This window comes from Vibrio sp. TH_r3, from assembly GCF_033101115.1.
Lineage (GTDB): Bacteria > Pseudomonadota > Gammaproteobacteria > Enterobacterales > Vibrionaceae > Vibrio.
This window is the reverse complement of sequence record NZ_JAWMPW010000002.1, coordinates 269,552-289,578: the sequence shown is the minus strand read 5'-3', so window position 1 is coordinate 289,578 and position 20,027 is coordinate 269,552. Positions and strand designations below refer to the sequence as shown.

Here is a 20,027-nt window from a genome sequence, read left to right as displayed (position 1 = left end):
ATGGTAATTAATTCTTAAAATTTGCTTTACGCATTCGGTTAAGAATAGCTAAAACCTCAAGAGCCCTTGGTTTGGCAAGGTCGCCATAATTAGGCATCGACAAGAACCAGTCTTCTTGTAAAAGCGTATTTATTTCTTGTAATGGCTGTTTTGCCCAACCGGGTTTTTGCGCTAATTGAAACCAAATCCAACCCACTGCATTAACTTGACTTGAACTTTCTATTTGAGCGAGTGCTGTGATATCGACAAACTCTTTACCAAATCTTAGCGACTCTTTTCCTTTAGCTGTCACCCTAAATTTACCATCGGATAAGATTTTCTGTAAGCCAAGTAAATGTAATGAACGCGGTGAAAACTGACCTAAAGATTGCTCGTTTTCTTGAAGACGTTGGCTAGGGTGAAGTTTTACCACTTGTTTCGCCTTGGCTGTCACGTCGATTGGTTGGTAGTCGTGCATTTGTATTACGGTATCAGCGTGATCGAGGTAATCGCCAGATCCCCCCATAACAATTAAAGTAGAAATATCACAATCATCTCTTAACTGACCAATTCTATCTACTAATGGTGTTATAGGTTCATCACCCTTATTAACGAGTGCCTGCATACGTTCATCGCGAATCATAAAATTGGTTGCTGAGGTATCTTCGTCGATTAAAATTGACGTTGCACCTGACTCTATAGACTCTTGTAGCCAAGCGGCTTGAGAGGTCGAGCCCGATGCGTCTTGAGTAGAAAAATCAGCAGTATCTTTATTCATCGGTAGATGATTAATGTAATTAGACAGATTTAGCGCGTGCACACAGCGTCCGTCTTCTGCCTTAATTTTCATTGCCCCCGCATCGGTAACAATGCCCTCTCGGCCATCACCAGGTATATGATTATAAATAGAACGCTCTATTGCAGTAAGCAAAGTTGATTTACCATGGAATCCACCACCAACAATTAAAGTGATCCCTTTTTTAATCCCCATTCCTGTCACAAGGCCTCTGTTTATCGTTTCCAACTGGACTTCAAGAGAGGCTGGAGTGGTAAATTTTACAGCATCCTTCATAGGTAAATCACTGTTACCAGCAAGTCTAGGCAATAAGCTGCCATTTTCGACAAAGGCAATTAAATTGTGACTGGCTAGCTGCTGGCGTAGATGATCTTGGTCTTCAGCGCATTGGCAGTGTTTGATAAGAGCATCTTTATCGAGCTCTCTTTCGATAGTCGATTTTCGAATATATTTTGGCAAGTGGAAAGTTAAAATATTCACCGCTTTCTTAGCTAGGATACTGCGTCCTTCCGCGGGTAATTTAATGCGGAATCGTAACTCAATCCCTTCTTCAGTAAATAACACGGTAGTACTATCAAGTATTGTTTGCCCTGACAATGCAATAGAGACACTGTTTTCTTGTGCCGCAAAAGACGCAAAGCTACGGGCAATGAAATCTCTTGCAGCAATTTGAAATGAACTTGATTGACCTTTTAACCATGCTAAGCCAGTCAGTGGCCAAGGCCTTACCGCTCGAACGCGAGAAGCGGATGCATAAGGGTCAGCCTGAACGTAGTCAATATAAAAAGTGTAATCATCAAAGGAGTACTGACCTTTAACTGACTGATAAGCCCGATAGTTTTGCTTTTCGAGTTTTTTTAATTTCGCTATTAGTTGATCCATAACTCAAATACTTCTATGTTCGTATGCGTCAGATTTGCACACTAATAATTATGTAGGTGGCGAATTATAGGTAACGACAAACAAGATAGCCAGTTTAATCTTATTTACGGATATTTTGAATAAAGTCACTATCCGTCATAGGCTTACCGTATAAGTACCCTTGAGCGAAATCACAACCTTCATTTAATAGAAAACGTTCTTGATCAATATCTTCTACGCCCTCAATGGTAACGTCTAATTCTAGCTTTTTCGCTATCTGCACTATTGAATGGACAATCTCTTGGTCACTAGAATTTTGAGTTAGGTTTTGCACAAAACTTTTGTCAATTTTTAAACTATTAAAAGGGTAGTTTTTAAGATAACTAAATGACGCATAACCGGTACCAAAATCATCGAGTGACAGTGTAATTCCTAGGTGGCTCAGTTTATTGAGTATCTTCCGTGCTAAGTATTCATTTGAAATTAAACAGCTTTCTGTTAATTCTAGTTCTAGTTTTGAGGCAGGAAAATCATAAGTTTGTAATAGATTCTCTACGTAGCTAACAAAGTCGATATTTTGTAACTGCATAGCAGAGACGTTAACAGCAATTTTAAAATCATCAGCTAGAGCCCATTCGCTGACGTTTTCTATTGCATTACGTAGAGCAAAATTACCCACCTCAAATATTAATCCATTTTGTTCAGCAAGTTGTATCAGGTTATCATTTGAAATCGTACCAAGTATTGGGTGGTTCCAGCGTATTAGTGCTTCTGCACCAACCCAAGCGCCAGTATTTAAGTTTACTTTAGGCTGATAATACAGCTCTATATCTTCATTTCTTACCGCTTCTAATAAATAACTTTCTATTTCATTGGTATGCATTCTTTGTTCTGTATCAGTTTCTGAATAGTAGCTATATTGACGTCCAGTATCTTTACATGCGAATGCGGCTTCGTTGGCAAAATAGACCAGGTCTTCTGCATCTGTTGAGTCTAGATTAGTAGAAACACCGATAAATGTATGTAAATGAACATGTTCTTGTTCAACCAGGAAGTCAGAATGGCAAATCTCTATACATCGGTGACAAAAGTGTTCAATGAACGGTTGAAGATGTTTACTGCGGATAACTAATATAACGTTCGCAATACCAATACGAGCGGTTACAGAGTTAATGCAATCTATTTGACCAATTCTGTCTCGAAATGCAGTAAGGAGCTCATCAAGTATGCTATCCCCATGACGCTCTTGAATTTTGCGTCCATTGGAAAAGTTGACATGCACAACGGCAAGCTTTTGCTGATTACTTTGCGCAACGGAGAGCATTTCGTTTGTTCTCTCTATTAATGCTTGTTGGTTGAGAAATCCTGTGCCGATATCATGACTCTTATGGTAACTAACCTGTTGTTCTGCCGCTTTGCGTTTATTAATTTCCTTGCTTAATGTGTAATTTAAATTAGCAATGTTTTTAGTTTTGTTGTCACTTCGAATTCTCAATTGTTCGGTTAATGATTCTATTCGAATGTGTTGATAAACGGTCTTTAAATGCGCTTCAATTGATTGCTTACAGCTTAATAATAGTTTTTCATTATCTACGATTGTTGGTATTTGACTATGATTACCAATTATTATTGCCCCAAAAACACTATTATCAGGCCAAAATAGTATCTGAGCGACATAATAAATAGTATCGTCTTCTGAGTTACTGTGGTTTTTTATGCTAACAGTGCCATGTAATGTGGTGCCATTTTTAGAGTGGAAATTTTGTGTAATGGTTTGAACTAGTGATGTTAATTTATCAGGAGATTGGTAAGGAAAGTTATGACTGCTACTAATAACAGAGGGTGAACGAATGTCTTGTACGATACATGAATAATTGGCTTTACCAAAGTCGTGTAACAACTCAACCAAATTTTTCAAACGACATATAACATCTGGAGGCAAATTAAACTCCGAGATATTTATATTTGTCATATAGTGCTTATTTACCATGTACTTTACACTCCCTAAAGTTAATCTATCCATTCCGTATGGCTTATGTTTATATGTATGTCGAATAACTAACTGTTTTTCATTAACTATATTGTGTAAGTATATGCGATAACTTTACTATTAATAGAAAAACCCTCCATAGTGGAGGGTTTGTTGCAAAATTGAGACTGGTTGTTTGCTTTGAAGGGTAACGCTATGGTTTGAGTTTTTTAAGCTGGTCTATATCGAAAACCTGTTGGTAATCGACGCCTTTTAGGCCAAAACCATTCAGTTTAAGGAACTCATTTTTGTAGCCGGAATAGTCTGCAAGCACTTTAAAATTGTCAGCATTCATTTCAGCCATAATTTGCTTTACTTGATTTTGTACATCTTTATCGAGTTCAAATTCATCCAGCCTCAACAATCTTTGGCCATCGACAGGTACCACACTTTGAAAAAGCTTATCGCTGAATAACCGTTGCATTTGTTGAATACAAGTTTCGTGTGTCCCTTTTTGTTTCATTACTTTATAAAGTGCTAAAATATAGGGGGTAAAACCAGGTATAAATACACTTGCTTTGGTTACCAATGCCTTACAAACGGTTGCGTATGCACCACCTGAATATTTGGCCAGTTTAAGATTGAGTGAGTGACTTGTTTGGTGCAGATCTACTTTAGCGCGGCCTAACGTTCCTTCATGGTAGATTGGGTAAGTGAGTTCGGGGCCTATATAGGAGAATGCGATAGTTTTGCACCCTTGTGCAATAGAGTCGGAATTAATTAATGTATCAATCCAAGACTCCCAGTCTTCCCCTCCCATTACTTTTATGGTGGAGTCGATCTCTTCGTCTGTTGCTGGCTCTACAGTAGTAGCGTGCCAGCTATCGTCTTCTAAGATAACACTGGAGCCCGTATAGCTCTCACCGATTGTTTTTATAACAGAGTGCCACATACCTTCACCTGAAGGTTTTGGTCTTACCCCTGTGGCTAGACTGTAAATGATAAGATCGACTTCGCCTTCAAAATAGGTTTCTATGGCCTCAATAACGTTGGCTCGGACTTCTTCTGAGAAAGCATCACCGACAATATTGATAGCTTTGTGTCCTTCAGCTTCAGCAAATTGACTAAAATAAATATTGTTATACCAACCAGCAGATCCTACCCCTTTTTCTGAAGGGGGGCGCTCAAAAGAAACACCAATAGTATCGGCTTCGCTTCCGCCAAATGTTGCTGCAATTCTGGCCGCAAGCCCAAACCCCGATGAAGCACCTAAAATGAGTACTTTTTTCGCGCCGTTGTTAGTCGGTTGTGTTGATTTAATATAGTCTATTTGTTCTTTCACTGCTTGTTTACACCCAGTAGGGTGTGCAGATTTGGCGATAACACCTTTAATAATGGGTTCTATTATCATCAGTCTGTATTCTCGGTTTTTTCGTCTGGACCTCCAATATATAAGTACGTTATGCGATAAGTTTTGAGCTAGGGCATTTTTTTGGCGACTAATCTAAATATAACGCTAAGCTATCTGCCACATAATTTGAAATCCATGGCTGAGCTACCTCTTTAGGGTGAAGGCCATCTTGTTTCATCCAATCGTCCTTTAAGATGATTTGCTCTAGGAAGAATGGTAAAAGTGGTATTTGGAACTGTTCCGCTAAGTTTGGGTATATATCTTCAAAGGCTTGACTGTAACGTTGGCCATAATTCGGTGGGATCTTTATTTGCATCAATGCTACTTTGGTACCGAATTGCTGACTAAGTGAAATAATTTGTTGCAAATTTTTAGTGATGATTTTTGGATGAAAACCGCGTAACCCATCATTTGCGCCTAGTTCTACTAGTATCCACTGTGGTTCATATTGTTTGAGAAGGTCAGGCAGTCTATCTAGCCCATTACCGGAGGTATCGCCAGAAATACTGGCATTGACCACATTGTAATCAAAGCCTTTTTTTGTAAGGTCTGACGACAGTTTTGTTGGCCAACTGCTTTCAATTGGCATTTGATAACCTGCACTTAAGCTATCACCTAACAGCAAAATTGTGTTACTACTTGCAGTACAGGAAAACAGTAGAAAAAGTAAAGAGAGTAATCGAGTCATGGCAAATCCCATTATAAAAGCTGAATCATTAAGTAAATTAGTTTCTACTAAACAAGAGCAATTAACAATCCTTGATGATGTAAATTTACAAATTGATGAAGGAGAGTGTGTCGCGATTGTTGGGACATCTGGTGCAGGTAAGTCAACATTAATGACCTTATTAGCAGGGCTAGATGTGCCGACTAAAGGCGATGTTCATCTAATGGGAAAAGCAATTTCTCAACTAGATGAAGAACAGCGAGCAGCAATACGTAGCCAGTCAGTTGGATTTGTTTTCCAAAGTTTTCTTTTAATACCTAGCTTAACTGCGATAGAAAATGTAACGCTTCCTTGTTTATTGAAAGGACAAAATGAAGATACAGCGAGAGCAACGGAGTTACTTGATTCTGTTGGTTTAGAGAAACGTATTGACCACTTACCATCTCAATTGTCAGGTGGAGAGCAACAGCGAGTAGCTCTAGCTAGAGCTTTTATGATCAAACCTAAAATTCTATTCGCTGATGAGCCAACCGGCAATTTGGATCAGCATACGGCGGAAAAAATTGTTGAACTGCTGTTCGAGCTTAATAGCAAGCACGGCACGACTCTGGTTCTTGTGACTCATGATCCAGAATTAGCCGAGCGATGTGACAAGACATTCCACATGCAAGCAGGCAAGTTGGTGAACTAACTATGACGCAGAAATCAATATTATCTCTTAATCGACGTTTATTCAGTTGGAGTATGGAAGAAATCCGCCATGGTCAGCTGTGGCCTATTTCTATTGCTCTAACTCTTATCATCGCGTGTGTATTTGCTTTGTCTGCACTCGCTGAGCGAATGGAGCAAGTTATTGTCAAACAGGGTAAAGATGCCTTAACAGCAGACCTTGTTTATGCTTCATCTAACCCTGTTCCAGATACTCTGTTTGATTCAATTCGTGCTCAGCCTGAAGTGTCTGAGTCACAATTGGTTAGGTTTTCCACCATGGCATTTAGCGAAAATGAAATGCAACTGGTTACGGTAAAAGCGGTAGATTCCACTTATCCACTGCGTGGCAACTTAATTTTAAACAATGGGTCTAGCCAATTACATCAAGTGAGTGCAGGGGAGCTTTGGCTGGACGAAAGAGTCTTTTCATTGCTCGATATTAAAGAAGGGGATACTGTCACCCTTGGAGATGCGGATTTTGTCGTTAACGGTAAGGTTGTACAAGAGCCTGGGTTGTCTTTTAATCCTTTCCAACAAATGCCGGCTGTTTATATCCATAGTTCAGATATAGAAAAAACGGGTGCTTTGCGCTTAGGTAGTCGAGTACGATTTAATTTATATCTAACGGGTAATGAACAGAGTTTAACGCAAATAAAAGATTCGGTGACGTTAACCCCCAGTGATCGCTGGCGCGATCAAAGTAACGGTTCAAGAAGTAATGAGATGTTTGAACGCACAACGCAATACTTGTCTCTTACGGTTGCTATTGTCATTATCATGGCTGCAACCACTTTGGTTTTAACTTGCCAAAATTACGTTGCAGGTAGACGAAAAACAATTGCGATGCTTAAAAGCTTAGGTGCGAGTAAATCATGGTTGAGGCACTGGTTGTTAATACAGGTGGTGATTCTTTTTGTAATAGGTACGGTTTTCGGTATTTTTTCTGGTTATTTATTGGAAATATTATTAAGGATCCCATTAACCGATTTGTTACCTGATCCATTACCGAGTTATGGAATAAAACCATATTTAGTAGCTATGGTTTCTTGCGTACTTATTGGTATCCCTGCGTTAGGAATACCACTTTTAGGGTTAATCAACACATCGGCAGCCAATGTGATGCAAGCTCAGGGAGATAAAAAGTCGTGGACAGCTTATTTACTTGTGTTGGTGCCAATTATTCCGATGATTATTGCTTATCACAATAATACATTAGTATGGATTGTTCTTGCAGGTATTGTGCTGCTATTTGCATTGCTAGGTGTTTTAAGTCTTCTCATCATAAAGCTAATTAATAAACTGCCCATTAGTGCCTCAATGAAACTTGCAGTCAGCCGAATTAATCGTTCTGGTTTAGCTAGTACACTTCAATTTGGAGCGCTAGGCCTGTCCTTAATGTTATTGGCGGTAATTTGGTTGGTTAGAACGGATCTATTACAAGATTGGCAGCAAGCGATTCCTGACAATGCGCCGAATGTGTTTTCTATTAATATCGCTCCTTACGAAATTGAAGATTACCTTAAAGTGTTAGATAGCGAATCATTAGAGCGCTCAAAGGCTTATCCAATAATTCGCGGTCGAATCAGTGAAATCAATGATGTAGCCGCAAAAGATTATCAAGGTGTTAAGCCTGATGCTGAATCATTAAGCCGAGAACTTAACTTCACTTGGGTAGATGATACGTGGGCAAATGATGCGGATAATCAAGCGACTATTATTGAAGGAGAATGGACTCCAAGTGCAGGTGTTTCGGTTGAATCAGAAGTCGCTGCCGATTTAAATATACATATTGGTGATCAAATGAGTTTTGTCATCAACAGTAAAAAGGTCAATGCGACGGTTAATAGCATTCGACACGTTGAATGGCGAGAAATGAAACCTAATTTTTACTTTATTTTTAGTGAAGATGTACTTGAATCATTACCGGCTACTTGGATGGTGAGTTATAAAGTAGACAATAATGACAACCAGCTACTCAGTGATTTGTCACGTAATTTTCCGACCGTTAGTCTATTGGATATTCGAGCCATGGGAGAAAAAATTCGAGGTTTACTCACTCAGCTTATTTGGTCGATTACTGTATTGGCATCGTTAGGAGTAGTTGCTGGGCTTTTGCTTATTTTTACATTATTACGATTAAGTTTATCGCAACGACAAGATGAAATACGTCTTTACCGGACTTTAGGTGCTTCTAAGCGAAGAATTAAAAGTACGATTTGGAGTGAATATGGTTTGATGGCGGTCGTTGCTGGCTTAGTAGCAAGTTTAGGGGCAGAAGTCAGTGTTGTTAGTATTATGAAGGTTGGTTTTGAACTAGAAGGGCGAGCACATCCTGTATTGTGGGTTGCATTACCTGTGCTTTCATTTATTGTTTTGGCTATTGTGATACGAACCTTGATTAAGCAATTATTGCTGCCGATAAAATCGGCACAATAATACTTTTTAACCAGATTATCCTCAATTCCTCATAGTAATGTGATAATTAGATGACGTTATTATGAGGGTGCACTTACAAGAAGTGAGGTTAATCGATTGTTTATTATAAAGTTAATTTATGTTAGAACTGTAAAATGTCATAATCATTGCTTGTTGGGTCAGTTATCCACAGATTCGGTGGATAAAGTTTTGGATAACTTTAGGTCAACTAGACTAAAATTTTTACCATCCCCCAACAGGCTTATTTCTCAGCAAAGCGCTTATACACAAACCAGAATAAATACGTTTTCACACAATTTGAGTCAAGTGTTTTTTTATAAAAAAATTAGTTTTTTTCAGTAAAATATTCCACTGAAAATAGGTTAAATTTTAGTGTTTATTATTAGTAATATCTCCCAAGGATAAATGAGCTTAGTACGTAAATGAACAAAACAAATAAAACGTCATCAGCACTTAAAATTGGTATAGTTGGCGGTGGTATCGCCGGCGCTACAGCTGCGATAAAGCTGGCCGAACTCGGCATACAGACATATCTTTTTGAGCGCAAACCTAGTTTAGTTTTTGGTCCACCAATATGCCACTTACACGCTGGTGGAAATTTATATCGCGACATAGATGAACAACAATGTATTGACCTGCTAAGACAATCGATACAATCAGTTAAGCTTTTTCCACATACTATTAATATACGTCCTACCATTATTGCCGTACCTAAAGTGGATCAAGGAGAGCCTGAATCTCTTATTGTTAGGTTAGAAGCAATTCAAAAGCATTATGCTGACTTAATAACAGTAGATGAAACCAACAAAGTGTTGGGTGAGCCGGATCAGTATTATAAAACCTATTCAAAACACCAATTGATAGCATTGAAAGGACAAGCGCAAAAAGGCGTCCCCAAAATTCTGGACGACTGGATGATACCTTTCGTCAATTCGGTTGATCTCGAATCGTTAAAGTACCCAGTTGTATTGGTGCAAGAGTATGGTTGGAGTCTATTTAGACTCGCGTCTACAACAAGGCTTATGTTGCAAGATTTTGCAAATGCACAGGTGTTCTTATCAACGGAAGTAACCGATATTCAAGCAACAGAAGACCAGTGGACCATTTGTTATAACAGGGAAGAAACAGGAAGTGCAGAGATTACGGTTGATTATTTAGTCAACGCATGTGGGTATGAAACAGGTACATTAGATAACTTGGTTAAAGCCCCACGGAATAGATTAGTAGAGTTTAAAGCCGCTTATGTTACTCATTGGGCAGAGAGTAATGATGTGTGGCCAGAAGTTATCTTTCATGGTGAACGAGGAACCGTTGATGGAATGGCACAGCTAACGCCTTATGCAGATGGTATTTTTCAACTGCATGGGATGACAGAAGATATTACCTTGTTTAAAGATGGGCTAGTGGCTAGTGATGCCAGCCGATCAGCACAACCTCAATTACCTGATCATTTATTGACTAAATTGAGAAAAGGGTGGGATAAAACTCAAACGAAGCAAAGAACAGAATTAGCCATCAAACATATGAGCAGGTTTATTCCTTCTTTTGCCAGTGCATCGATAGCTGGCGAACCTCTTTATGGTGCACAACAAATCCCAGGGTTAGACGCATCTTTACGCTCAGCTGATGTTTCTTTTCATGGTAATAACTACGCACGAGTAGAGATAGTGAAAGGTTCTTCTGCTATTGAAGCAGCGATGAAGATAGTAGAGCACCTACAAGAAAGTAATATTATCGAATTCAATGAACCACAATTTGTTACGCCGTCACTTAAAGAGGGTAATGTAGAGATGGATGCGGTGAAATTAGCCCAAGAACGTGGTTATCCAGTCGGACTTGCAAAAATCTGTGGTTTAAAAACTTGAATATCATAGCTGACATTTTAGTCTGTGACTAACTAGTTAGCTTACATTGTTAATAATGACTTAACGGATATTAATAACCAAATAGAATGGCCCAAGCACACCAAATATCTTGCAAGTGTTTGCGATTTCCACGTATAAATTTGACTTCTTGGCCTGGTTTAGCTTGCGCAATTCTTGCGTGATCAATTCGAGCTAATACGCCAATTTTTGGATAACCACCTAAGGTTTGACGGTCATTGAGTAAAATTATAGGTTTACCGTCGGGTGGAATTTGTACCGACCCTAGGGCGATTCCTTCAGATATTATTCCTTCGTTAGGGATATCAATTGGTGTTCCCTCGAGGCGATAGCCCATTCGGTCACTATGTTGACCGACTTGATAAGTTTGATTATAAAACTGATGTTTGGCTGATTTACTAAATAAGTTTGCTTGATAAGACTCAATCAGCCTTAACCGTAATGGCAAATTGTAATCGGGAGTGAAACGAAATGTGAGCTGTTTTGATTCTAGCGGGACAGAAAGTTTTCGGTAAGGTAGGCGATCATTTTTAGCCAGAGATCGGCCATCTTGATGAATACCGCCTAAAGATTCGCGCATTACAGTACTCGTGCTGCCTAGGTGCGGCTCTATTTGAAAACCATCGTTAATTGCTAAATACGCTCTTAATCCGTTTTTTGGTAGAGAAAATGTCAATGTTTGCCCAGCACGGACGTAAAAAGATGTCCAATTTCGTATAGCAACACCATCTAGTTTTGCTTGTAAATCACCGCCACAAATCGCGAGCATGCAATGATCACTGAATTGAAATTCAGCTTGGCCCAAGGTTATTTCAAGCGTAGAACAATTAGGTGGATTACCAAGTAAATGGTTTGCCCAACAATAAGCGTATTCATCAATTGGGCCACCTGGAGTTACACCTAAAGGTGAAATTCCATAGCGACCAAAATCTTGAATAAGACTAAGTTGGCCGGGCTTAATTACCTTTAAATAGCCCACAATTTACCTCCTAACTCGATGAAATGTTCTCGTGTTATTGATTCAAATTTCACTTTATCACCAACCCGAAATGGTGACAGAGTATCACTAGTTGGATCAAATAGTTTACTTGGACAATTTCCGATAATTTTCCAACCGCCTGGTGTAGCAGATGGATAGACCGCTGTTTGATTATTTGCTATTCCAACGCTCCCTGCCGCAACTTTTAATCTTGGGGTGTTATGCCGGGGTGATTCTAGTTCGGGAACCAGTCCAGAAAGAAAAGAGAAACCCGGGGAAAAACCTATCGAACATACTCTGTATTCAGGTTGAGTATGTTTGTCAATTAAGGCTTGTAACGTGATGGATTTGTCTTGTAATAGTGAAAGTAAATCAGGTGCGACATCTTCGGCGTAGTAGACGGGTAAATGAATGACTTTGCCGACTTTTGTTAATGTATCTGACTCGACCTTTTGTTCTATTTGAGCAACGATGATAGTTAAATTCTTTATTAATTCTTTTTCACCCGTTCTGTACGGCAAATAATCTATCAGTAACGTTGTGTAAGAAGGGGTTAAGTTCATTACGCAATCAGAATGATGGGAATATATTAACTCAGCAACTTGGTTAATTAAAATAGCCAATTGATCATCTATTTTATCTGAAAACCGAATTAATATGGATGACTCGGAGACGGCATCGATTGATATTGATTGTTTCAACATAGTCTCCTCATAATGTGGTTAGAGATTGTTTTATTTTCTGAATACAGGCAATAGAGTAAGGGTTATCGCCATGGATACAGACAGTATCTGCTTGTATGTCGAGTTTTTGACCGGTAACGGTTGTCACACTACCATATTTGGCTATTTGCATAACTTGATAGTAGATATCATCGCTATTGGTTAGAACCGATTGCGGATGATCTCGTGGAGAAAGTTGCCCATTATCGGAATAGGTTCTATCAGCAAACGCCTCAAAAAGGAGTGGAACATTAAATCCGTCTGCCAACTCAAGATATTGGGAGTTGTCCGCGCTCGCTAGAATCATTAATGGTAACGAATACACTTGTGCAGCTTTAGCAATGGCTTTAAATGTTGAGGTTGATCTCATCATATCATTATAAAGAGCGCCATGAGGTTTTATGTAATCAACGGTTGTCCCATGTAAATCTGCCAGTGCTTTAATCGCTCCGACTTGATACAAGATAAGATTGGTTATTTCTTTGTCGCTGTGCGGGATTGAACGTCGACCAAAACCTTGAATATCGAGGTAACCAGGATGTGCGCCAATTTTTACCTTGTGTTGTTTCGCCAACTGAATGGTATCGGACATAACATTGGGATCGGATGCATGAAAACCGCATGCGATATTGGCCATATCAATCCATGGCATAACATTGTGATCTTCACCGAGCGTCCAAATCCCGAAACTTTCGCCCATATCGCAGTTAATGGTTAACTGATCCGAATGCATTTAAACCCCTTGTCTGTTTGAAATATTGCCAATTGGAAATCATAGCGAAAAAAAAGATTATTTTCGGACACGGTCCCAATTGAAAATATCACCACTTATATGAAAGAAATACCCTTATTTAACTAACAATCATTGTTTTTATAACATTAGTAAGACTAATCTTTTAGATATAAGTCGATATTTATAATAAAACTTAGCATTTATGTGTATTTTAATTAATCAATCTGTTAATGTTGCGCCGATCCTTACTTACACTTTTTTAAAACACATTTTAAGGAAATATTATGGAACTGGCTCTTATAGTCACGTTTATTATCGCGGCAGCTGTAATGGTACGCAAAGAGATGAAAGCTAATAAATAGTCTTTGCACTCATAGTTAAAAAAGACCGTTATACGGTCTTTTTAATTTTCGGTTATGTTTAATTTAATATCAGCAACATATCGGCAGTTCCATCTTCAAATTGCACATCAATTTCAAATCCTAGTTTCTGCGCTAAAGTGAGCATGCCTCTATTGGTGGGCATTGTCATTCCAGATATCTGTTTGGTTCCCTTATTTTTACAAAAATCAATGATTCTAGTCATTAACAACTGACCCAAACCTTGTCCTTTTAGATCAGAGCGAATTAAGACTGCAAATTCCGCATCGGTATTTTCTGGATTAATTAACGCTCTAGAAACGCCCAGAATATCACCATTTTTTCTGACGGCGACAAAAGCAATTTCCCTGTCGAAATCTATTTGGGTTAGATTGGCTAATGCTTCATGGTTAAATTCGCCAACTTCAGTAAAGAAACGTTTGTATAAATCTTCTTTAGACACATTTTTTATAAATCCAGCGTGTGCGTGTTCATCTTCAGGAAGAATAGGACGTAATATGATTGTTTCCCCGTTATTTAAGGTGACTTTTTCCTCAAGTTCGACAGGATACGGCCGGATGGCTAACCTTTGATGAGGATCGCCCGAGAATGGTTTTAAGGTCAAATCGGCATCAATAATGGTCAGCGACTTGTTACCAACCAATAGCGGGTGAATATCTAATTCATGAATTTGTGGGTTATCGATAACCATTTGAGACAGCCTAACGATAAAATCGCAAAGAAGGTCGATATCGAGGTTACTGGTTTTTTGAGGCCGGATTGAATAACCTTTGATCGCTCGAATAATAAGATAGCGCGCCAACGCCATATTCAAAGGTAAGATTCCGACTGCAGCATCTATACTCTCGTCCCATTCAGATCCTCCTTCACCTAGCATAATGACAGGGCCGAAGGTTTGGTCCGTTTTTACTTTAATTCGTAGCTCATATGCACCGATTCGGCTCGCCATCGCTTGAACTAATAAGCCTTGGATATTTGCAGATGGGTAGTTAATTTGGACGCCATCTAAAATCGCTTGGGCTGCATTTTGAACTTCTGTTCGGTTACGTAAATTTAAAACAACACCGTTTACGTCAGATTTGTGGGCGATATCGGGAGAGCGAAGCTTTACTGCAACCGGATAGCCTATCTTGTCTGCAATATAGACGACTTCGGCTGGCTCTTGTGCAATCCATGTTTCTAATACTGTAAAGTTGTATTGTGCTAATAGTGGAGCAATTTCGTGGGTATCAAGAACGAAACTACGCTCACTATTACTTTCAAAACGCTCTCTAGTACTCTCATCTAAGTGTGGCATGTTGTTATTTGGAATTTGAGAAGTTATCCATTGCGATGCGAATTTTTTATTCTGTAAACTTACCTGTTCCGAGTTTCTAGGGGTTTCCATTAATTGTTTTTGGTTTCTCCTGTACTCGACTAAATGCATGTAAGCCACCACGGCACTTTCTGGCGTTCTGTAAGTAGGAATGCCTGCTTGAGTGAAGAGTAATCGTGCTTGTTTTGCTGTTTTTTCTCCGCTCCAATTAGTAAGAATATTGAAACGTTTATGCCTGGGATGAGCCTTGATACAGTCAATAATTGCTTGGGCTGTTTCTACTGAATGAGCGACAGCTGAAGGGCTATGCATAATCAATAGTGCATCAATGTCATCGCTATCAAGTAATGCTTGTATTGAATGAACATATCGATTCTTATCGGCATCACCGATCATATCAATGGGATTATGTTTTGACCAAGCAGATGGTAATACTTGGTCTAATTTCTCAATGGTTTCAGGGCTGAGTTGTGCGAGTTTACCACCTCTTTCTAGCAGAGTATCTACTGCCATAATAGAAGGACCGCCCCCATTTGTTATAATACCTAGACGTTCTCCTTTAAGAGGCACTGCATGAGTAAGAGTTTCTACCGCTGCAAACAATTCATGGGTATTGTTAACTCTTAACATGCCGGTACGTCTTATCGCTGAGTCATAAATGATATCTAAGGTATCATTACCACCAGTATGTCTTTGAGCAGCTTGTCTTCCCGCGTGGGTTCTACCACCTTTTAATACTAATATTCGCCGGTTTCGAGATGCTGCTCTAGCAGCTGACATAAACCGCCGAGCGTCCTTTATTGAGTCAATATAAAGGAGAATAGCGGAGGTTTTACTGTCGGTACAGAGATGATCAAGTAGTTCAGCAACATCAACATCCACACCATTTCCAATAGAAATAAACGCAGAAAACCCGATATCTTTATCATTAGCCCAATCCAGAATAGTGGTGCATACCGCAGCAGACTGAGATATAAACGCGATATTGCCACGAGCGGCACTGACCGGCGAGAAAGAGGCATTGAAATTTAGCCAAGGAAGGATTAAACCTAGGCTATTAGCTCCTAAGATACGAATATTATGTTGCTTAGCAATGAGTAGACATTCGTCTTCTATAGTTCGGCCAGGTTGGGTTTCCATATGCATGTCAGAAGACAAAACAATAGCGGCAGAGACTTTTTTCCTCGCTAAGGCTAAGAATATTTCTTTGTTCCGAGTTGCGCTGGTACAGAGAATGGCGACGTCAGGCGTGATTGGTAAACTGGATATATCCGAATAGGCTAACACTCCACATACCGCTTTGTATTTCGGTGTTACTGGCATAATTGCGCCTTGAAAACCACTATTGAGTAGGTTTTTCATAACAACTTCACCCGCTCTGTATGGCTTATTCGACGCACCGACAACGGCAACAGAAGTAGGATTGAGTAGTTTTGATATCGTATTCATGAGTAACCTCAGTATGTCGCTTTCTTAGTGCATAATAATCGATTTAATGTCGTGTGAGTTGTCTATACTTTAGACATGTGACCGAGTAGGCTAAGTTGTCATGTTATAGTGTGTCTCAGTTCACATACTCAATTGAATAGATCTAATTATCCGCTTGATTATATTGGATTCAGTAGGCATGATTTGCATAGAATAACAAAAGGAAATTGGTTTTTGCTATGAGAAATATTTCGATACTCGCATTGTCTGTTTTATTGACAGCTTGTTCTTCTGGGGAATTAATAACAGAAGTGACCAGTGAAAGTTACCAAGAAGAATATAACACTAAACAAGTAGTCGCTCCTATTAAAGAGATTGATGTTAATAAACAGTCAGAATCAATAAAAGCGAAACAGCAGGTTGTAGGTTCTAAAGCGAGTGATGTTCGCTCTACATCTGCAGCGTACTCCAATAATACAATGATCAAAATAATTCCACCTTCTGAAAAACAGAAAGTAGTAGCAATGCGATTTGGTTACACAATTCAAGTTGTTGCGGTCGGTACTCCTCAACAAGCGGAGAATTATGCTAATCAATTACCTGCAGGCAATTCTGTATGGGAACATCATAAAAAAGTTAACGGCACAGATTGGTATGCGGTGTTGTATGGCGATTACGCGACTAAGTCCGAGGCAACAGAAGCGATTCAAACGTTACCATCGAACATACGCGGCTTGAAGCCATTCGTTAAAAGTTTGGATGAAATTAAAATTTCGTCTTATCCTAAATTAGTTAAATTAAAATAATTTCGCTTAAGCCCAGTTGAAAAAGGATCTTATTAAAAAATAAGATCCTTTTTTTGTACGCTTTTTATTCGAAAAATAGCTTGGCTAAGGTTTATTGTTATATTTTACTGTACCTAAACGACCAAATGGTTATGATTGAAATTGGTTTAAATGCGTTGTTTTACGGGTTGTTTTCAAATGAATAAAATTTCTGTACTTCTTTTATGCGGCGGGGGCGGTTCTGAACATGAGGTTTCATTACTCTCTGTTGCTTTTTTAGCTGAACAACTCAAGATACACTCTGAGTTTGACGTTCATTTAGTCGAAATCACCCAAGGCGGCTGGTTTCTAAATAAGGAACATGTAAATTTAGATATCAATAAACGCGTTTTAGTTTGTGGTCAAAATGAACTGTCTATTGACTACATTATTCCGTGCGTTCACGGATATCCGGGAGAAACCGGAGATTTGCAATCAATGTTTCAGTTATCTGGGATTCCATATTTTGGTTGTGATTCAGAAGCAAGTAAAAATAGTTTTAATAAAATTACTTCAAAGCTTTGGTACGATGCGATTGGTATTCCTAATACACCGTATCTATTTTTAGTTGATCTCAAGACAAAGTCAGTGGATAGAGCTTATAAAGCATTTGAACAATGGGGCAGTGTCTTTGTTAAAGCGGCGAGTCAAGGATCTTCGGTTGGGTGTTACAGTGTAACAAGTAAGCGGGCATTAATACCAGCAATTGAATCTGCATTTAAATACTCAGACCAGGTTTTAATTGAAAAAGCGGTCAAACCACGTGAACTTGAAGTGGCGGCTTACCAATACCAAGGACAACTGTATATTTCTAAACCAGGAGAAGTTATTGCACCTGACAACGCTTTCTATAGCTATGAAGAAAAATATAGTCCAGACAGCCATTCCCAGACAGAGGTTGAAGCCAAAAATCTGACAGTAAAACAACTTGACGATATTGAGAAATACAGTCGTTTGGTTTTTCAGCAGATGAACTTAAAAGATTTATCAAGAATCGATTTTTTCTTAACGGAAACGGATGAATTGTTTTTAAATGAAGTTAATACTTTTCCCGGAATGACACCAATTTCAATGTTCCCCAAAATGTTAGAGAATAATGGCCATGACTTTAGTCTTTATTTGGCGAGTGCAATAAAACAGTCGGTTTGTTCTAATCCCAAGGCTTAATGATTTTAAATTTACTCATCTCTTGTTCTGCCATACGAGTCATCTGTAAATACTGTGCCGGCATTACAGGGCTTAGCCAACGACCAAAATCTTGAATATCTTTGATATTAAAACCCTGTCTTTTTAACTCTTGAGTAGCGCCAACACGAGCAGATTGACCAGTAAACCGGTGCGAGTGATCCAGTCCTAATAGGTCACTTGCTCGGCGTAATATTCGGTATATCGACGAATCATCAAGTTGATTACTACCGATATTATCATGCTTATCTATACGCCGAAAAATATAACCACTTGAATTATTTAAATAATCTAGCCAATTTTTTAAAGCTTTACTCGCCACTATACTTAATTTGTAGTGATGTCCTTTGATTATTAGTTCGTAGGATTGTTCCGACAATATTAAGTCATCGAGTAATACTTTTTTTAACTCAGAGCGTTTTAACGCACATTCAAACATTACGTAGTAAATAGCTAAATCTCGTATTGAACGTACTGAAGCGTCTTTCTTTAAAATGGAGTTTAGTTGTTCAAGATGTTGAATCGTTAGTGCATTAGCTTGTCTTGCATCCCCAGCCTTCATATTTCGCAATTGGGCCAAAGTAAAATGAATTTGCCTATGTGAAGTAGGGCACGGACAGTTGTGTAATTGATGGATTACTGTAATAGTTACGCTGTAACGTTTAATCGAAGCGAATTTACGTATCCTAGATTCACGTTCAAGAAACATACGTACGGCAGTGATTGATGCTGGTAGAGCGTGTACATGCTTACTCTGGCAGAAATCAACAAATCGGTTCCAGTCTGAAGTTAATGCTAAGATAGTACTAGAGGAATATTGATATTGTGTGAGTTTTTCTATTTCTACTTTGTTTATCTTTGAATTAAAAGTAGTAACACTTAATGCCCTCTGGGCACTATCACTAATTGGTTTAATATTTTTCTTAACCATCACGCACTATAACTTAATGTATTTGGATAAAATATACTTGAATATACAGATATTACAATTATTATATAAATATGAAAAATCAAATATAGATTCACTATGGCAACTAAGTTTCATAGAGGTTATTGTCTTCAATCAGGAAGCGGCAAAGATTTATGGCATGTTAGAATTAAAAAACAAATTTTGTCTGGCGAACTATCTGCGGTTAAAAAATCTATTGATTGGTGGTGCGACACAGCGACTATCATACAGCCAAGTGAGTTTTCTTCTCTTGCTCCGCCCAAAGGCGAAGTCTCAAATGAGCAACAAGAAGAATATAATGGAGAACTATTGAAAAGTGATTCAGGAGATAAAAATTCTTGGTATTGTTTTTTTAATGGTAAGTTAGTAAAAGGCTCTAAAGAAGCGATCAAAAAGCATATTGATAAACATTTAGCCGTAGCAGCAAAGAGAAATAAATAACATGTCATTAGTTTACTCAACAGAATTAGGCCGAATTAAACCAGAAGAAACCAAAGTAGAGCGTCCATCAGGCGATGGTATCGTTCGAATACAAAGAGAAACCAAAGGGCGTAAGGGGAAAGGTGTTTGCGTTGTCAAAGGACTAGATTTGGATGACGCTCCACTTAAATTGCTAGCCGGAGAATTAAAGAAAATTTGCGGCTGTGGCGGTGCAGTAAAAAATGGCGTTATAGAAATCCAAGGCGATAAGAGAGAAAAAATAAAAATGCACCTTGAGAAAAAAGGCTATAACGTAAAGTTAGCTGGTGGCTAGCAAGCGATTTACTCTTTATTATCAAACATACAAAAAGAAGAAGAC

Annotated in this window: 16 protein-coding genes; 7 read left to right on the top strand and 9 right to left on the bottom strand. The window is 38.7% G+C overall.

Features of this window, described 5'->3' with window-relative positions:
- Positions 1-7: 7 nt before the first annotated feature.
- The 4 genes from R3X26_RS03830 to R3X26_RS03815 all read right to left on the bottom strand — a co-directional run bounded on the left by R3X26_RS03830 (position 8) and on the right by R3X26_RS03815 (position 5,704).
- Positions 8-1,657, bottom strand: coding sequence for an ABC-ATPase domain-containing protein (locus R3X26_RS03830; RefSeq protein WP_317715870.1), 1,650 nt, complete (start codon positions 1,655-1,657; stop codon positions 8-10).
- A gap of 100 nt (positions 1,658-1,757) precedes the next feature.
- The gene (locus tag R3X26_RS03825) at positions 1,758-3,608 is read right to left on the bottom strand and encodes a bifunctional diguanylate cyclase/phosphodiesterase (protein WP_317715869.1); all 1,851 of its coding nucleotides are present in this window, start codon (positions 3,606-3,608) and stop codon (positions 1,758-1,760) included.
- Between the two features lie 211 nt (positions 3,609-3,819).
- Positions 3,820-5,016, bottom strand: coding sequence for an enoyl-ACP reductase FabV (fabV, locus tag R3X26_RS03820; protein ID WP_317715868.1), 1,197 nt, complete (start codon positions 5,014-5,016; stop codon positions 3,820-3,822).
- Between the two features lie 88 nt (positions 5,017-5,104).
- Positions 5,105-5,704 (bottom strand): arylesterase, encoded by a 600-nt coding sequence (locus R3X26_RS03815; protein ID WP_317715867.1) that lies wholly within the window; start codon positions 5,702-5,704, stop codon positions 5,105-5,107.
- On the opposite strand from R3X26_RS03815, the gene R3X26_RS03810 reads away from it, so the two are divergent.
- The 3 genes from R3X26_RS03810 (at position 5,703) to R3X26_RS03800 (ending at position 10,695) form a co-directional block, all read left to right on the top strand.
- A complete protein-coding gene (locus R3X26_RS03810) occupies positions 5,703-6,374 on the top strand; it encodes an ABC transporter ATP-binding protein (protein ID WP_317715866.1) in 672 nt (223 codons plus the stop codon). The genes R3X26_RS03815 and R3X26_RS03810 overlap by 2 nt on opposite strands.
- Before the next feature lie 2 nt (positions 6,375-6,376).
- Complete coding sequence (locus tag R3X26_RS03805; protein WP_317715865.1) at positions 6,377-8,830, top strand: ABC transporter permease; 2,454 nt, start codon at positions 6,377-6,379, stop codon at positions 8,828-8,830.
- Between the two features lie 422 nt (positions 8,831-9,252).
- On the top strand, positions 9,253-10,695 hold the full coding sequence (locus R3X26_RS03800; protein WP_317715864.1) for an NAD(P)-binding protein: 1,443 nt from the start codon (positions 9,253-9,255) through the stop codon (positions 10,693-10,695).
- Positions 10,696-10,765: 70 nt separating this feature from the next.
- Here R3X26_RS03800 and R3X26_RS03795 read toward each other — a convergent pair whose 3' ends face one another.
- The 4 genes from R3X26_RS03795 to R3X26_RS03780 form a co-directional block, all read right to left on the bottom strand.
- Positions 10,766-11,692 (bottom strand): biotin-dependent carboxyltransferase family protein, encoded by a 927-nt coding sequence (locus R3X26_RS03795; RefSeq protein ID WP_411572385.1) that lies wholly within the window; start codon positions 11,690-11,692, stop codon positions 10,766-10,768.
- The gene (locus R3X26_RS03790) at positions 11,680-12,396 is read right to left on the bottom strand and encodes an allophanate hydrolase subunit 1 (protein ID WP_317715863.1); all 717 of its coding nucleotides are present in this window, start codon (positions 12,394-12,396) and stop codon (positions 11,680-11,682) included. The genes R3X26_RS03795 and R3X26_RS03790 overlap by 13 nt, the downstream gene beginning before the upstream one ends.
- Before the next feature lie 7 nt (positions 12,397-12,403).
- On the bottom strand, positions 12,404-13,147 hold the full coding sequence (locus tag R3X26_RS03785) for a 5-oxoprolinase subunit PxpA (RefSeq protein WP_317715862.1): 744 nt from the start codon (positions 13,145-13,147) through the stop codon (positions 12,404-12,406).
- A gap of 420 nt (positions 13,148-13,567) precedes the next feature.
- Positions 13,568-16,291, bottom strand: a complete 2,724-nt coding sequence (locus tag R3X26_RS03780; RefSeq protein ID WP_317715861.1) for a bifunctional acetate--CoA ligase family protein/GNAT family N-acetyltransferase — start codon at positions 16,289-16,291, stop codon at positions 13,568-13,570.
- A 218-nt stretch (positions 16,292-16,509) separates the two neighbouring features.
- Here R3X26_RS03780 and R3X26_RS03775 point away from each other — a divergent pair, with 218 nt between their 5' ends.
- Both R3X26_RS03775 and R3X26_RS03770 read left to right on the top strand, forming a co-directional pair.
- On the top strand, positions 16,510-17,076 hold the full coding sequence (locus R3X26_RS03775; protein ID WP_317715860.1) for an SPOR domain-containing protein: 567 nt from the start codon (positions 16,510-16,512) through the stop codon (positions 17,074-17,076).
- 177 nt (positions 17,077-17,253) lie between these two features.
- Positions 17,254-18,261 (top strand): D-alanine--D-alanine ligase, encoded by a 1,008-nt coding sequence (locus R3X26_RS03770; protein WP_317715859.1) that lies wholly within the window; start codon positions 17,254-17,256, stop codon positions 18,259-18,261.
- On the opposite strand, the gene R3X26_RS03765 is transcribed toward R3X26_RS03770, so the two are convergent.
- The gene (locus R3X26_RS03765) at positions 18,245-19,210 is read right to left on the bottom strand and encodes a tyrosine-type recombinase/integrase (RefSeq protein WP_317715858.1); all 966 of its coding nucleotides are present in this window, start codon (positions 19,208-19,210) and stop codon (positions 18,245-18,247) included. The two genes, R3X26_RS03770 and R3X26_RS03765, sit on opposite strands and share 17 nt — an antisense overlap.
- Before the next feature lie 96 nt (positions 19,211-19,306).
- Between R3X26_RS03765 and R3X26_RS03760 the strand changes: the two genes are divergently transcribed.
- Positions 19,307-19,669, top strand: a complete 363-nt coding sequence (locus tag R3X26_RS03760) for a DUF3319 domain-containing protein (RefSeq protein WP_317715857.1) — start codon at positions 19,307-19,309, stop codon at positions 19,667-19,669.
- Position 19,670: 1 nt separating this feature from the next.
- Positions 19,671-19,982: a stress response translation initiation inhibitor YciH gene (gene yciH / locus R3X26_RS03755; protein WP_317715856.1), complete on the top strand. Its 312-nt coding sequence runs from the start codon at positions 19,671-19,673 to the stop codon at positions 19,980-19,982.
- The last annotated feature ends 45 nt before the right edge of the window (positions 19,983-20,027 follow it).

Bases quoted from the DNA above. Each gene is read 5' to 3' on its own strand.
- R3X26_RS03830 (WP_317715870.1), bottom strand. From the start codon at position 1,657: ATGGATCAACTAATAGCGAAATTAAAAAAACTCGAAAAGCAAAACTAT.
- R3X26_RS03825 (WP_317715869.1), bottom strand. From the start codon at position 3,608: ATGACAAATATAAATATCTCGGAGTTTAATTTGCCTCCAGATGTTATA.
- fabV (WP_317715868.1), bottom strand. From the start codon at position 5,016: ATGATAATAGAACCCATTATTAAAGGTGTTATCGCCAAATCTGCACAC.
- R3X26_RS03810 (WP_317715866.1), top strand. From the start codon at position 5,703: ATGGCAAATCCCATTATAAAAGCTGAATCATTAAGTAAATTAGTTTCT.
- R3X26_RS03815 (WP_317715867.1), bottom strand. From the start codon at position 5,704: ATGACTCGATTACTCTCTTTACTTTTTCTACTGTTTTCCTGTACTGCA.
- R3X26_RS03805 (WP_317715865.1), top strand. From the start codon at position 6,377: ATGACGCAGAAATCAATATTATCTCTTAATCGACGTTTATTCAGTTGG.
- R3X26_RS03800 (WP_317715864.1), top strand. From the start codon at position 9,253: ATGAACAAAACAAATAAAACGTCATCAGCACTTAAAATTGGTATAGTT.
- R3X26_RS03790 (WP_317715863.1), bottom strand. From the start codon at position 12,396: ATGTTGAAACAATCAATATCAATCGATGCCGTCTCCGAGTCATCCATA.
- R3X26_RS03785 (WP_317715862.1), bottom strand. From the start codon at position 13,147: ATGCATTCGGATCAGTTAACCATTAACTGCGATATGGGCGAAAGTTTC.
- R3X26_RS03780 (WP_317715861.1), bottom strand. From the start codon at position 16,291: ATGAATACGATATCAAAACTACTCAATCCTACTTCTGTTGCCGTTGTC.
- R3X26_RS03775 (WP_317715860.1), top strand. From the start codon at position 16,510: ATGAGAAATATTTCGATACTCGCATTGTCTGTTTTATTGACAGCTTGT.
- R3X26_RS03770 (WP_317715859.1), top strand. From the start codon at position 17,254: ATGAATAAAATTTCTGTACTTCTTTTATGCGGCGGGGGCGGTTCTGAA.
- R3X26_RS03765 (WP_317715858.1), bottom strand. From the start codon at position 19,210: ATGGTTAAGAAAAATATTAAACCAATTAGTGATAGTGCCCAGAGGGCA.
- R3X26_RS03760 (WP_317715857.1), top strand. From the start codon at position 19,307: ATGGCAACTAAGTTTCATAGAGGTTATTGTCTTCAATCAGGAAGCGGC.
- yciH (WP_317715856.1), top strand. From the start codon at position 19,671: ATGTCATTAGTTTACTCAACAGAATTAGGCCGAATTAAACCAGAAGAA.